This is a genomic window from Microbacterium shimangi (assembly GCF_043556445.1).
GTDB lineage: Bacteria > Actinomycetota > Actinomycetes > Actinomycetales > Microbacteriaceae > Microbacterium.
Map to the genome: position 1 here is coordinate 343,860 of NZ_JBIGII010000003.1, position 13,223 is coordinate 357,082.

A 13,223-nucleotide genomic window follows, 5' to 3' on the forward strand; every position below is an offset into this window, starting at 1 on the left:
TCAGCGCTTGCCGAGCATCTCTCGCACGCCTTCTTCGAGGGCGGCGGGGACGACAAGGGGGCGCCCCGCTGCGAACGCCTCCCACTCGCGCATGAGGATCGACTCGATCTTCGCCGCGGGGACCCCGGGGTAGTCGGCGCAGAGTCGCGCGACGATCTCCGAGAACGGGACGACTTCGACCCCCTCGATGACGACGAACGTCTGGCCCTTCCCGCGGGCCGACGCCGAAGCGTCCTCGACATTCGGGTTCATACGGTCATGGTGCCACGGAGCGGGCCGAGAGGCGACTGTTCAGAAGGTGCGCGACCAACCGAGGCGGGCCCCTGTCGGGCGGTCAGGACTCGCCTAGAAGACGCGAACGCACCTCTCGACGCAACACCTTCCCGATGAGCGACCGCGGCAGATCTTCGACCACGAAGATGCGCTTGGGCACCTTGTACGCGGCGAGCCGCGTGCGGCAGAAGTCGCGCAGCGCGTTCACGTCGAGCGATGCATCGGGACGCAACACGACCGCGGCGGCGACGTCCTCGCCGCCGTCGCGCCGTGGGAGCGCGACGACCGCGGCGTCCGAGACGTCGGGATGCTGCTGCAACGTCTCTTCGACCTCGGTCGGTGAAACGTTGAATCCACCCGTGATGATGAGTTCCTTGAGGCGGTCGACGATCTTGACGAACCCGTCGGGAGAGACGGTGACGATGTCGCCCGAGCGCACCCACCCTCCCTCGAGCAGACTGTCGGCCGTCTCGCCCGGTCGCCGCCAGTACCCCTGGAACACCTGGGGCCCGCGGATGAGGAGTTCACCCGGCCCTCCCGGTTCCACGTCGACCGAGGGGTCTTCCGGGTCGACGACCCTGATCTCGGTGCTGGGGAACGGCACGCCGACGGTGCCGGGGCGACGCGAGGGACCGATGGGGTTGCCGAGGGCGACCGGAGAGGTCTCGGTCATGCCGTAGCCCTCGACGAGGAGCCCCCCGGTGGCGGCTTCCCACCTCTCGACGGTCGGCACCGGGAGACTCATGGCACCCGAGATGGCGAATCGGATCGACGTGAGGTCGATCGAACCCTGTGCCGACGCACGGGCGAGCTGGTCGTAGATGGGCGGGACCGCCGGCAGGAACGTGGGCGGGTTCTTGCGCGCAGCGGCCGTCACCAGCGCGACGTCGAACTTGGGGAAGAGCACCAGGCGGGCGCCGATGCTCATCGCGAACGTCAGGCAGAGCGTCATGCCGTACGCGTGGAAGAGGGGCAGCACGCCGTAGAAGGTCTCTTCGCCCTCGCGGAGTCCCGGCACCCACGCGCGCCCCTGCATCGCGTTCGCGCGCAGGTTGCCATGGGTCAGGATCGCGCCCTTCGGCGACCCGGTCGTGCCGCTCGTGTACTGCAGCAGAGCGATGTCGCCGACGGCGGGGCGCGGCGTACGGCGCGGAAGCCGGCGCCCTTCCAAAAGGGATTCCCAAGCGATCGGATGCTTCGCCCGCGGCGTCTCGGAGAGCTGTGCGCGCGACGCCTTGGCCTTCGCGATCGGAAGCCGCAGCGCCAGGCGTTTCGACCACGGCAACGCGGCGGTGAGGTCGACGCTCACGATCTTCTCGGGGCGCACGTCACCGGGGAAGTCGTCGACGACGTCGTAGACCTTGTCCCAGACGATCGCGTACTTGGCCTCGTGGTCTTCGAACTGGTGGCGGAGTTCGCGCGGCGTATACAGCGGGTTGTGCTCGACGACGATCGCGCCCAGTCGCAGCACCGCGTAGAACGCGACGACGTGCTGCGGGCAGTTCGGGAGGATCAGCGCGACCCGGTCGCCGGCGGTGACGCCCAGACGGCAGAGGCCCTCGGCCGCTCGTTCGATCTGCTCGCCGAGCTCGCGGTAGGTCGTCACGGCACCGAAGAACTCCAACGCCGGAGCCTTTCCGTGAGTCTTGACGCTGGTCTCGATCATGTCGGTCAGCGTCTCGGTGACCTCGTCGATCTCGTGCGGAACGCCCGGCGCGTAGGCGTCCAGCCAGACTTTCGACTCGTGCGGATTCGGTGTCGCCACGACGGGCCTCCCTCGGGATCGGAGCAGGGTTCCAGGGTACGTGGAGCGGACCCGTCGCCCGTCAGGGGTTGCGCTGAGGATCGCGCTGCCTAGCGTGGGAGCATGACGGATTCACCGCAACGGACCACGATCCTGAGGTTGACGCTCCCGATTCTGCCGCTCGTGCTTCTCCTCGGCGCGTGCACCGCCGTCGACGAACCTCCCGTCGAGACCCACACACCAGCGGCCACCGCGTCGCCGTCGGTCGCGTCCTCGGCGTCGCCCGAGCCCACGGCCCTGGCCTTTCCCGTAAAGGCCGAGGGTGAGATCGCCCGAGCGGAGTTCGTTCCGGTGGGAGCCGATGGAGTCCCCGAGACGAGTTCGACCGCGGAGGACGCCGTCGCGGAAGGCACGTACGCGGTAGAGGGGGAATGCCTCGGCACCCGTGCGACCTACGCGCTCGACACGGCGGCAATCGACGTCGACGAACAGCGCCACCTGACGGCCGGATCGATGAGTTGCGACGGGCCGTTCCGATCCACCTTCACCATCTCGGGCTACGACGGGGTCGTGCAACTGCGCTTCACCGATACGGATCTCATCGAGACGGGCTGGCTCCGCGTCGTGCCGGTGCCCGCACCCTGAGAACCCCGCCGTCGGGCGATCAGGGGAACGAGAGGGATCCCCGCACGATCGAATCACCCGAGTGGTTCGGGTCACCGTCGACGGCTTCCTGCGACACGTCGACGAGCGAGAACTCCGCGAGATCCACGCCCGCCGGTACGGTGAGCACCCCTCCGTCACCGTCGAGCACTCCGAGACTCACGAGCTCCGAGGCATCGGGCGCGATGAGCCACACCTCGCGATACGTATCGGGCGCAGCATCCGCCGTCATCTGGACGCGGACCGTCCGCGACCCGTCGGGTTGCTCTTCGACGACAGCCGATCCTTCGGCACCGGGGTGGGCGGGAAAGGCGATGAGCGAGGCCTCGGCGACCTCGGTCGGGAGCACTCGCGCCGTCAGCGCCCACACCCCGACGCCGATGCCCGCGACCAGCACCATCGCCGCGGCGAGCGCCCACCCCCACGGCCGTGAGCGCCGACGCCGGGGACGGCTCTCGGTGACGGGTGCGTCTGCGCCGAGAGAGAGCTCGGCCGAGATGCGCTCCCAGACGGCCGGATCCGGCGACTCGAGTTCACCGACGCCGAGACCCGCCCTCCCCGCGCGGGCCGCGTGGCGCAGTCCCGCGAGGTCGTCGGCGCACTCCGCGCAGTCCGCGAGATGCGCCGATTCGTCCGGCGTCTCAACGGGTTCGCCCAGCGCTATCAGCGCCAGCAGTTCACGATCGATGTGCGTCATGTGTCACCTCCAGGCGAGTGCGCATGCGTTCCAGGCTGCGTCGTATGTGGCTTTTCACGGTACCCAGCGGCATGTCGAGGCGGCGGGCGATCTCGTGATGGGTCAGATCGTCGAAGAACGCGAGGCGCATGACGCTGCGTGCATCGGGCTCGAGACGGTCGATCTCTTGAGCGACGAGGAGGGCCTCCCCGAGATCGACCGGCGCGGCAGCGACGAGCTCGTCCGGGCGCGTCACGCGCTGGAGCTCCTCCTGCAGGGCGCGGATGCGGCGACGCGCCTCGTGGGTGTCGGCGATCCGTCGCTTGGCGATGGTGATGATCCAGGTCGACAGCCGAGCGCGGCCCGGGTCATAAGACTCTCTCGACGACCACGCCGAGACGAAGGTCTTCTGGGTCACATCCTCGGCGTCCGCCCGATCGCCCAACGACCGCAAGGCGAGCGTGTAGACCACGGGCGACCATCGACGGTAGACCTGCGCGAGCGCCGACTCGTCACCGATGACGAAACCGGCCTCCCACGAAGGCTCACCATCGGGATCGTTCACGTGACTGCCCTCCCCAGTGATCATTGTGCCGCGCCGCCCTCATCGGGGCGACGCGATGACGACGACATTGTCGGCATAGTGGCCCGTGCGTGAGTCGAAGGCCCCGCCGCAGGTGATCAGGACCAGGTTCTTCGTGCCCGTGCGGGCGAAGAGTTCCTCGGTGGGCAGGGCGTCTTTCGGATAGTACGTGACGGACTCCACCGCGTACGTGGCCATCGCCCCGTCTGCAGCGGCGGCCACGACCTCGGTGCCGACGGCGAGATCTCTCAAGACGGCGAACGGCCCGATCGGATAGTCGGGCGCATCGATGTGAGCCGACACCACCGTGTTCCCGTCGGGGCTCCACGGATCGGATCCGAACCGGTACCACCCCGCGACAGCCGGGTCGACGGGCAGCTCCATGAAGCCGCCGGTCTCGACCCCCACCGGAACCACCTCCACGTCGACCTGCGCTTCGGCGATGCGAACCCGCACAGGGGGCATCGCCGCGCGCGGCGCACGTACCGAGCTGTCGACGCGGGGGACGTCGACAGTCGGTGTGGGCGACACCGTGACGGCCGGGGTGGCGGACGGCACGGGCGTCGACGCGGAGGTGGTGGGGGCGCCCGCCCCATCGGGGGCAGGGGCGGGCGCGCAGGCGGAGAGCACCAGAACCAGCGCGAGGGGTGCTGTACGTCGCGGGTTCATGAGTGAGGCTCTCCGATTCTCGTCACGCCGTATCAGGCGCGGTTTCGAGCGTTACGCGAACGCTGGACGCCGACCACGGCGACGGCCGCGGCACCGGCGGCAGCGGCGATGCCCAAGGCCCAGAGGCCCTGCGTCGTCGCGTCGCGCTGGGCGGCGTAGCCTGCGGTGCCCGAGATGACAGCATCCGGAACCGTGTGGCCCACGGTCACCGTCTGGACCGCGAGATCGAGGTTGCCCGCCTCGGCGCTGCCCCACGCGTACACGATCGTGAGCACGCCGTCCTGAACGGCGACGTCTGCCGGCCCGATGACCGGGTCTGTCGTCCCCGCCAGGGCGACGGATGCCGACACCGTGCCGACCGGGAGTCCGAGTGTGGCCTCTTCGGGGTTGACGAGGTCTTCGACGACCGGCGAACCGCCGGCGAGGATGTCCACCGCGGGGGCCGCGGCCGTGTGACGAACCGTCAGTCGACCCTGGCCCGCCTCGGTCGCACTCGTGTCGTTGACGTAGGGCGTCACCGTCGGTTCGCCCGCCGCGGTCAGGTGCGCGACCGCGGTGTAACTGGTGTTGGCGGCGAGCTGCACAGTGGCCTCGAGGATCGGCGCACTGGCGTCGGCGGCGTCGGGCGCGGTGATCGCGACGTCGTACGAGCCCGCGGCCAGGTCGAGCGGACCGGCGAGGTCTCCCGGCTGGAAGTCGTCGATGGTCAGTGTCCCGTTGACGTACACGTCTACGGGGGTGTCGGGAATGGCATGGAGCACGGAGAGATCTGCGGTTGTGGCCGAGATCGCCTGGGCGGGGGCTGCGAAGCCCGCCGCAAGAGCAAGACCGGCGATGGCGCCGGCTGCGAGTGTCTTGCGCACGTTTCCTCCTTCATCGGAGCGGGACGTTCGCCCGCACGGAGTACTTCCGTCTGAACCGGCCCGGTGGATGCAGGTGATGCAGAAATTTCTCGAAACGACCTGAGGAGCAAACGGACCACCTTGTCAATGGATTCGCCTCGGCGCCCGGAGCGGGGTCACTATGACGTGCGGCGCCACCGACCGCCTTGCTCGCCGCACACGTGCGGCCGACCCGACGGATGAGGAGGTGATGCCGATGGAAGGTCTCGAGATCGTGGTGATCCTCGGCATCTCCGTGTTCGTCGGCGCGATCCTCGCGCCACGCGTCCGGGTGGCCATGCCGCTGCTTCTGCTCGTCATCGGGCTCTGCCTCGGGTTCGTTCCGGAGTTGCGAGAGATCGAGCTCCCCCCGGAGACGGTGCTCCTCATCTTCCTGCCGGTCATCCTCTTCTGGGAGAGCCTCACCACGTCGTTGCGGTCCATTCGCCGGGCCCTCCGCGGCATCGTGCTCATGAGCACGCTCCTGGTCGTCGCGACCGCCTTCGGCGCGGCGGGCGTCGCCCACCTGTTGGGCCTGCCCTGGGCCGCCGCTCTCGTCCTCGGGGCGGCGATCGCTCCGCCTGACGCGACCGCTGTCGCCGCGCTCGGTCGAACGCTCCCCCGCCGCAACTTCATGCTGCTGAAGGCCGAGAGTCTCACCAACGACGGCACGGCGCTCGTCCTCTATGCGATCGCCGTCGGTGTCGCAGTGGGCGGCCAGTACACCCCGTTGTCGATCACCGGCCTGGTGCTGCTCTCCTACGGGGGCGGTCTCCTCGCCGGAGCCGTCGTCGCCGGAGCCGCCTTCCTCGTGATGCGCCGGCTGCAAGACCCGCTCCTGATCAACGTGGCGCTCGTGCTCGTTCCCTTCACCGCGTACCTGATCGCGGAACTGATCGGCGCCTCCGGGGTGCTCGCCGTCGTCGCCACGGGCCTCATCATCACCTTCCTCTCTCCGCAGGTCAGCACACCGGCATCCCGCCGCCAGACGGAGTGGACGTGGCCGCTCGGGTCGCTGTTCCTGAACGGGTCGCTCTTCGTGCTGGTCGGGCTGCAGGTGCAGGTCGTCGTGCGCGAGATCGACATGCGGCAGATGTCGTCTCTGATCCTGATGACGATCGCCGTGTGGGCCACGCTGCTGGTCGTACGCTTCGCCTTCCAGACCGTGAGCGTGGGGATCATCCGGCTCCTCGATCGCCGACCCTCGCAACGTGACCGCCGGATGACCCACCGCGCCCGCATCGTCAGCACCGTGGCAGGCTTCCGCGGTGCGGTCTCGCTGGCGATCGCCCTGTCGGTGCCCCTGACACTCTCCAACGGCGACCCGTTTCCCGGACGGGAGGAGATCCTTTTCGTCACCGTCGGGGTGATCCTCCTCACCCTCCTCGTCCAGGGCCCACTGCTGCCGTTCGTCGTGCGGTGGGCCCGCCTGCCGACCGACACCGAGGAGGCGGACGAACTCGAGCTGGCCGAGCGCGTCACTCTGGAAGCGGCGATCGAGGCCATCGACGGCCTGGCCGAGCAGTTGGATGTGCCCGAAGACGCGCGCGACCGTCTCATTCAGGAGTACCGCGAACGGCGGGAGCTGCTGGAGGCGCAGACGGAGCTCGCCTCCGAGGAAGCGGCCGCGAACCCTCAGGACGAGACACTGGCTGACGACGACGCCGTCGACCCGGAACCGGTGGCGCGCGAGGAGGCATTCAAGCGGCTGCGACTGGCCGTCCTCGACCGCAAGCGCGCGGTGCTCCTCCAGCTGCTGCGGGACGGCGTCATCGACGACACCGTCGCCAGGACCCTTCAGACCCGCATGGATGTCGAGCAGCTGCGTGTCACCGGGGTCGAGCCTGTGGACTGAGTGCGGGCAGTGCCCACCGCAGAGGGCCGGCCGGTGAGCCGCAACGCACAAAGCCCCGAGAATCCCTTCGCTGAAAGGGATCTCGGGGCTGGAAGTGGCGGTGACGGTGGGATTTGAACCCACGGTAGGGGGTTACCCTACACAACTTTTCGAGAGTTGCACCTTCGGCCGCTCGGACACGTCACCGCCGAGAAGTTTACGTCACGGCGAGGCGAGGAGCCAATCGGCGCCGGAACGATGCAGAACGGCGCCGCCGCAGCATCCGCACGCCCTTAGTCGAGCTGTGCTGCCGCACCCGCGATGAGGTCGACGACCCGCTCGGGCTCGGGCATCTTCACGGCGAAGACGTAGGTCGCCGTGAAGCCGGTGTCGGCGATCTCCCGCACCGTCGCGGCCAGGCTCTCGGGCGTCGTCGTGGGATTCACGGGGATCATCGCGGTCTTCTCGATCTCGGCATAATCGCGCCCGACCGTCTCGCAGTGCGCGCGCAGCACGTCGAGTTTGCGCGCCGATTCGGGAGAGAAAGCGATGTTGCAGGCGTCGGCGTACTGGGCGACCATGCGGAGCGTCTTGCGCTCCCCGCTGCCCCCGATCATCAGATACGGATGCGGTCGGGTGATGCTCTGGGGGGAGTTCAGCGTGCGTCCGAGCTGATAGATCGCACCCTCGTAGGGCTCCTCAGAGTCCGACCACATCTGCAGGCAGACCTGGATCTGCTCCTCGAGTCGGCGGAACCGCTCCGCGACCGGCGGGAACTCGAAGCCGAGCCCGTCCGACTCCTCCTGGTTCCACGCGGCGCCGATGCCGAGCCCGACGCGCCCACCCGAGAGAACGTTCAGCGTCGTGACGGTCTTCGCCAGGAGCGCCGGCTCGCGGTAGATCACGCCGGTCACGAGCGTGTGCAGGAGCGCCGTCTCGGTGTGGGCGACGATGAAGCCGAGCGTCGCGTAGGCCTCGAGCATCTCGTGCTCGACGGGCCCGATTCCCGGGAGCTGCCAGAAGTGGTCCATGACGGTGATCCGCTGGATGCCGGCGGCCTCCGCGTTGCGCACGTGCCGGGCGAGGGCCGGGCCGAGTTGCGGGGCGCCGCTGTTCCAGGTGAAGTCCGCGATGTGCAGTCCGAATTCCATCAGATCACTCCGTTCGACGAAGCGGGTGCCGCACCCGCCCCCTGCCAGGCTACGACTCGTGGGACCACCGGTGCGCCGATGGGTGGGTCAGGATCGAGAGAGGTGTGTATCCAAGCATCCGCCCCCCTGCGAGACTGAGCCCATGAGCGAGATCGAGAACTCCAAGCTGACCGTGGTGGGCGCCGGAAGCGTGGGATCGAGTGTCGCGTACGCGGCGCTGATCCGCGGATCTGCGCGGCACGTCGCCCTCTACGACATCGCCACCGCGAAGGTCGAGGCAGAAGTGCTCGACCTCGCGCACGGTACGCAGTTCACCGGCACGAGCGACATCATCGGCGGCAGCGACCTCTCGGTCGTCGAGGGCTCGCACGTCGTCGTCGTCACCGCCGGCGCGAAGCAGAAACCCGGCCAGTCGCGCATCGAACTCGCGGCGACGAACGCCGGCATTCTCCGCACGATGATGCCGCAGCTGCTGCAGGCCGCGCCCGACGCCATCTACGTGATCGTCACCAACCCCTGCGACGTGCTGACCGTTCTCGCACAGGAGGCGACGAACCTCCCGGCCTCGCGGATCTTCGCGTCGGGCACGGTGCTCGACACCTCGCGCCTGCGTTGGAACCTCGCCAAGCGCGCCGGGGTGTCGACGTCGAGCGTGCACGCCTACATCGTCGGCGAGCACGGCGACACCGAGTTTCCGCTGTGGTCGCGGGCGACGATCGGCACGGTGCCGATCCTGGAGTGGGAAGCCCCGGGTCACCCGAAGATGACTGCCGACGAGCTCGACTCGATCGCCATCGACGTCCGCGACGCGGCCTACAAGGTGATCCAGGGCAAGGGTGCGACGAACTACGCGATCGGGCTCTCGAGCGCCCGGATCGTCGAGGCGATCCTGAGCGACGAGCACGCCGTCATGCCGGTCAGCACCGTTCTCACCGACTTCCACGGGCTGAGCGGGGTGGCGTTGTCGGTGCCGTCGATCGTCAGCGCCTCGGGCGCGGTGCCGATTCCCGAGACCTCTTTCTCCGACCACGAGCACGAGCTCCTCCGCCGCTCGGCCGAGGCGCTCGAGACCGTGGCGCAGTCCCTCCGCGAGGTCTGAGCGACACCCTCGGCAGAGCCGAGGCCCCGTGTCGGAGGGGCGGGTTAGCCTGATCGCATGGCTACCCGACGCACCGCTCCCCCCGCACCGTACCGGTGCACCGAGTGCGGGTGGACGACGTCGAAGTGGGCCGGCCGGTGCGCGGAATGCCAGCAGTGGGGCACCGTCGTCGAGGCTGCCGAACAGACCGGACTCGTCCGCTCGCTCAGCCCGGTCGCCCCGACGGCGTCGCGCGCCGCGCGTCCGATCACCCAGATCGACACCACCGACGCGCCGCGGCGTACGAGCGGCGTAGGCGAATTCGATCGCGTACTCGGCGGGGGCATCGTGCCGGGTGCGGCCATCCTTCTCAGCGGAGAGCCGGGTGTCGGCAAATCGACGCTGCTGCTCGAAGTCGCGGCGCAGAGTGCCCGAGCGGGGCGGCGCGTGCTCTACGCGAGCGCCGAAGAGTCGACGGCGCAGGTGCGCCTCCGAGCCGAGCGCACGGGTGCGCTGCACGACGAGCTCTACCTCGCCGCCGAGACCGACCTCGCGACCATCCTCGGCCACGTCGACGAGGTCGCACCCCAGCTGCTGATCGTCGACTCGGTGCAGACCGTCTCGTCCGCGATGTCCGATGGCGCCGCGGGGCAACCGAGCCAGGTGCGCGAAGTCGCCTCCACTCTCATCCGCGTCGCGAAAGACCGCGGCCTCCCGGTGATCCTCGTCGGACACGTCACGAAAGACGGGTCGATCGCCGGTCCCCGCATCCTCGAGCACCTCGTCGACGTCGTCTGCCAGTTCGAGGGTGATCGGCAGACCTCCCTGCGGTTCGTCCGCGCGCTGAAGAACCGGTTCGGGCCGACCGATGAGGTCGGATGCTTCGACATGACCGGCGACGGCATCGCCGAAGTGCCCGACCCGAGCAGCCTCTTTCTCGGCCATGGTGAACCCGTGCCCGGCACCTGCGTGACCATCGCCCTCGAAGGGCGGCGCGCGCTCCCCGTCGAGGTGCAGGCGTTGACCATCCCAACGCAGGCGCCGAACCCGCGCCGCATCGTCAGCGGGGTCGACGCTGCCCGCGTCGCCATGGTGCTGGCCGTGCTCGAGAAGCGCACCGGCCTCGACGTGTCGAAGAACGACGTCTACGTCTCTACCGTCGGCGGCGTGCGGCTGGTCGAGCCGGCCGCAGACCTCGCGATAGCGATCGCGGTGTCGGGTGCCATGAACAACCGTGCGACACCGCCTCAGTCGGCGGCCGTGGGCGAACTGAGCCTGGCGGGCGAGATCCGGCCGGTCACCCAGTCGGCCCAACGGCGGTCAGAGGCGGCCCGCCTCGGCTATCGCCACCTGGTCGACTATCGATCGAAGAGTCTGGGTGGGGCGTTGAACGACCTGCAGTTGCGCCACCCGCCGAGACGCGAAGAGCGACCCGACTTCTGATCAGAGTCCACAGACCGCGGCGTCGAGGCCGCGGTTTCGAGATCGCGCCTAGTGACGACCCGCACGGCGGCGACGGCGTGAGTCTGTGAAACCCATCGCGACCGGAATGACCAGGCCCGCGGCGCACACGGCACCGACGATCAGGAACTCCATTCGGCCGAGTCTGTCACGGACGCGATCCTGCCGCGACCCGTCGCCGTGAAGGCGATCGCGCCGATGCGGCGGGTACTCAGTCGACGAGGGCGGCCAGAAGATCGGTCGGCGACGACTGCAGGGGGTGGGGCCCGGCGATGTCGAAGAAGACGGTCGTGATCGCGTCTTCGTGCGCGGTGAGGAAGGCGCGCAGCCACGCGGGCGACTGCAGCGCCACATCGGGCGGGAGCGTGGCCGGCTTGTGTGCGGCATCGCTGAACAGCAACAGCGCGATGTCGCCCGTGCCGGGATCGCGGTAGGTCCAGACGTCACCGGCGTCGAGCGGATCGTCGAGCACCCCGACGCGGAGGAGCGGCGCCACCGTGGGCCCGTGGCGAAGCGCGAATGCGACGGCTGCCATGTCTTGCGTCTGCAGCGCATCGGTCAGCGCGGTGTTGCGGAACTCCAGGTCGGATGGCTTACCTTCGCGCTTCTTCCCGGCCATGCTCCCAACTTACCGGGCGGAGCGGCACCGCCCGGCGGAGGGCGGAAAACCTCTCGACAGACCGGCCGTCGGCGTGTACCGTCGAGGCCATCGTGTCGGCCCGAAAGATGCGAGAGGCCCTCTCGAATCGCCCAGTTGGGGGCTGAAAGATTCGAGAGGGCCCATTGCTTCCCGCGACGCCTCGAGCCCGAGCCGTGGGGACGGTCGGGCGCTACCTGCTGGGGACAGTGACGAAACATCCGTTGCGGGGAACAACTCCCAGGATATCCGGGGTGCTGCGCTTCCGTCTGTCCACCGTTTGGGGGACAAAACGCGTCAGCCGAGTTGGAACGCCGCGGTGTTCGACGACGACAGGCCACCGATCGCGACGCTGAGCCGATACGTCGCGCCGCCGCCCGGAGCCTGCGCACGGTCGCCTTGGCATGTGTCGACCGACGAACGCGTGCGGTCCCAAGACAGCGGTGTCGCACTGGTGACCTGCTGCCCGGCCGAGAGCAGCACGATCATGTCGCTCGGCTCGGTCTGGCAGTCGGTCGAACGCCACCACACGTCCGACCCGCTCGAGATGGTGAACGCCTGAGCACTCGTTCCCACGTTCAGGGAGCAATCCGCCGTGCTCTGATTCTTGAGGGTGATCGACAACTGCGGGTTCTCTCCCGCGGCATAGTTCGTCTTGTCGGTGACCGCTTCGATGAGAAGGTCGGCCGCCACGCACGGCTCTGCGCTGGGAGTGAGTTCGGGCGCCGGCTCTTCTTCGGCGGCGTCTGCGGCCGGCGTCTCGCTCGGGGCGTCGACGGGCGGCTCGACCGACGCGCTAGGCGACGAGGCGGGCGATGACGACGAGCTCGGCGTCGGGGCCGACACCGTCGCAGCGACGCTCCGCCATGGCTGAGCGATGAGCAACCAGACCACGCCGGCGATCACGAGGATCGCCGCGAGCAGCACCACAAGTCTGCGCCGACGGTAGACGGCGGGCGAGTGCTTTCTGCGCCGGGGGGTCGAACCGCTCATGCTCCCAGGGTAGGCGCGGGACTCCGCAGCATCCGTTCGGCGCGCCTACTCACCCAGCGACTTGAGCATTCGAGTGTTGCCCAGGGTGTTCGGCTTGACGTGGGCGAGGTCGAGGAACTCGGCCACACCCTCGTCAGGACTGCGGATGAGCTGGGAGTACACATCGGGGTCGACCACCTGCTCTCCGATCGGGGCGAACCCTCGCCGCTCGAAGAACGCGACCTCGAAGGTGAGGCAGAACAGCCGCGTGACACCGAGGGCGGCGGCCCGCTCCTCGAGAGCGTCGACCACGACTTTTCCCACGCCGCGATGCAGCCACTCGTCGGCGACGATGAGGGTGCGCACCTCTGCGAGGTCTTCCCACATGACGTGCAGCGCGCCGCAGCCGATCAACTGCCCGTCCGAGGTCTCGGCGACGACGAACTCCTGCACCGACTCGTAGAGGAGCACGAGATCTTTGCCGAGCAGGATACGGCGTTGCACGAAGGGCTCCAGCAGACCCTGGATGGCCCGCACGTCTTCGGTCCGAGCCGGGCGCACGGTGAACGACGTCATCCGTCCAGCCTACGCCGGGCCCTGC

The 13,223-nt window shown here is 68.9% G+C and carries 14 protein-coding genes and 1 tRNA gene; 4 read left to right on the top strand and 11 right to left on the bottom strand.

Features of this window, described 5'->3' with window-relative positions; translation table 11 throughout:
* Together ACFXQA_RS03320 and ACFXQA_RS03325 are read right to left on the bottom strand one after the other, a co-directional pair.
* Positions 1-252, bottom strand: a complete 252-nt coding sequence (locus ACFXQA_RS03320) for a three-helix bundle dimerization domain-containing protein (RefSeq protein WP_394518370.1) — start codon at positions 250-252, stop codon at positions 1-3.
* Positions 253-334: 82 nt separating this feature from the next.
* Positions 335-2,038: a long-chain-fatty-acid--CoA ligase gene (locus tag ACFXQA_RS03325; protein WP_394518371.1), complete on the bottom strand. Its 1,704-nt coding sequence runs from the start codon at positions 2,036-2,038 to the stop codon at positions 335-337.
* A 102-nt stretch (positions 2,039-2,140) separates the two neighbouring features.
* Here ACFXQA_RS03325 and ACFXQA_RS03330 point away from each other — a divergent pair, with 102 nt between their 5' ends.
* Positions 2,141-2,662 carry a hypothetical protein gene (locus ACFXQA_RS03330; protein WP_394518372.1) on the top strand — a complete coding sequence of 174 codons (522 nt, stop codon included), beginning with the start codon at positions 2,141-2,143 and terminating at the stop codon, positions 2,660-2,662.
* A gap of 19 nt (positions 2,663-2,681) precedes the next feature.
* Here ACFXQA_RS03330 and ACFXQA_RS03335 read toward each other — a convergent pair whose 3' ends face one another.
* From ACFXQA_RS03335 to ACFXQA_RS03350, 4 genes are read right to left on the bottom strand one after another with little or no spacing between them, the layout of a single operon-like run.
* Positions 2,682-3,377 carry an anti-sigma factor gene (locus ACFXQA_RS03335; RefSeq protein ID WP_394518373.1) on the bottom strand — a complete coding sequence of 232 codons (696 nt, stop codon included), beginning with the start codon at positions 3,375-3,377 and terminating at the stop codon, positions 2,682-2,684.
* Positions 3,358-3,921, bottom strand: a complete 564-nt coding sequence (locus tag ACFXQA_RS03340) for an RNA polymerase sigma factor (RefSeq protein WP_394518374.1) — start codon at positions 3,919-3,921, stop codon at positions 3,358-3,360. The genes ACFXQA_RS03335 and ACFXQA_RS03340 overlap by 20 nt, the downstream gene beginning before the upstream one ends.
* 39 nt (positions 3,922-3,960) lie before the next feature.
* On the bottom strand, positions 3,961-4,608 hold the full coding sequence (locus ACFXQA_RS03345) for a class F sortase (protein ID WP_394518375.1): 648 nt from the start codon (positions 4,606-4,608) through the stop codon (positions 3,961-3,963).
* A gap of 32 nt (positions 4,609-4,640) precedes the next feature.
* Positions 4,641-5,471 (bottom strand): DUF4397 domain-containing protein, encoded by an 831-nt coding sequence (locus tag ACFXQA_RS03350; protein WP_394518376.1) that lies wholly within the window; start codon positions 5,469-5,471, stop codon positions 4,641-4,643.
* 229 nt (positions 5,472-5,700) lie between these two features.
* Here ACFXQA_RS03350 and ACFXQA_RS03355 point away from each other — a divergent pair, with 229 nt between their 5' ends.
* A complete protein-coding gene (locus ACFXQA_RS03355; protein ID WP_394518377.1) occupies positions 5,701-7,344 on the top strand; it encodes a Na+/H+ antiporter in 1,644 nt (547 codons plus the stop codon).
* A gap of 95 nt (positions 7,345-7,439) precedes the next feature.
* On the opposite strand, the gene ACFXQA_RS03360 is transcribed toward ACFXQA_RS03355, so the two are convergent.
* Positions 7,440-7,530, bottom strand: a tRNA-Ser gene (locus tag ACFXQA_RS03360).
* 86 nt (positions 7,531-7,616) lie between these two features.
* Positions 7,617-8,474 carry an LLM class F420-dependent oxidoreductase gene (locus ACFXQA_RS03365; protein ID WP_394518378.1) on the bottom strand — a complete coding sequence of 286 codons (858 nt, stop codon included), beginning with the start codon at positions 8,472-8,474 and terminating at the stop codon, positions 7,617-7,619.
* Between the two features lie 142 nt (positions 8,475-8,616).
* On the opposite strand from ACFXQA_RS03365, the gene ACFXQA_RS03370 reads away from it, so the two are divergent.
* Both ACFXQA_RS03370 and radA read left to right on the top strand, forming a co-directional pair.
* On the top strand, positions 8,617-9,573 hold the full coding sequence (locus ACFXQA_RS03370; protein WP_394518379.1) for an L-lactate dehydrogenase: 957 nt from the start codon (positions 8,617-8,619) through the stop codon (positions 9,571-9,573).
* Between the two features lie 57 nt (positions 9,574-9,630).
* Positions 9,631-10,995, top strand: coding sequence for a DNA repair protein RadA (radA, locus tag ACFXQA_RS03375; RefSeq protein ID WP_394518380.1), 1,365 nt, complete (start codon positions 9,631-9,633; stop codon positions 10,993-10,995).
* Positions 10,996-11,224: 229 nt separating this feature from the next.
* Here the strand turns inward: radA and ACFXQA_RS03380 are convergent, their stop codons facing one another.
* From ACFXQA_RS03380 to ACFXQA_RS03390, 3 genes are all read right to left on the bottom strand, one after another.
* Positions 11,225-11,632, bottom strand: coding sequence for a dehydrogenase (locus tag ACFXQA_RS03380; protein ID WP_394518381.1), 408 nt, complete (start codon positions 11,630-11,632; stop codon positions 11,225-11,227).
* A gap of 315 nt (positions 11,633-11,947) precedes the next feature.
* Positions 11,948-12,643: a hypothetical protein gene (locus tag ACFXQA_RS03385; protein ID WP_394518382.1), complete on the bottom strand. Its 696-nt coding sequence runs from the start codon at positions 12,641-12,643 to the stop codon at positions 11,948-11,950.
* A gap of 45 nt (positions 12,644-12,688) precedes the next feature.
* The gene (locus ACFXQA_RS03390; protein ID WP_394518383.1) at positions 12,689-13,198 is read right to left on the bottom strand and encodes an amino-acid N-acetyltransferase; all 510 of its coding nucleotides are present in this window, start codon (positions 13,196-13,198) and stop codon (positions 12,689-12,691) included.
* Positions 13,199-13,223 lie beyond the last annotated feature (25 nt).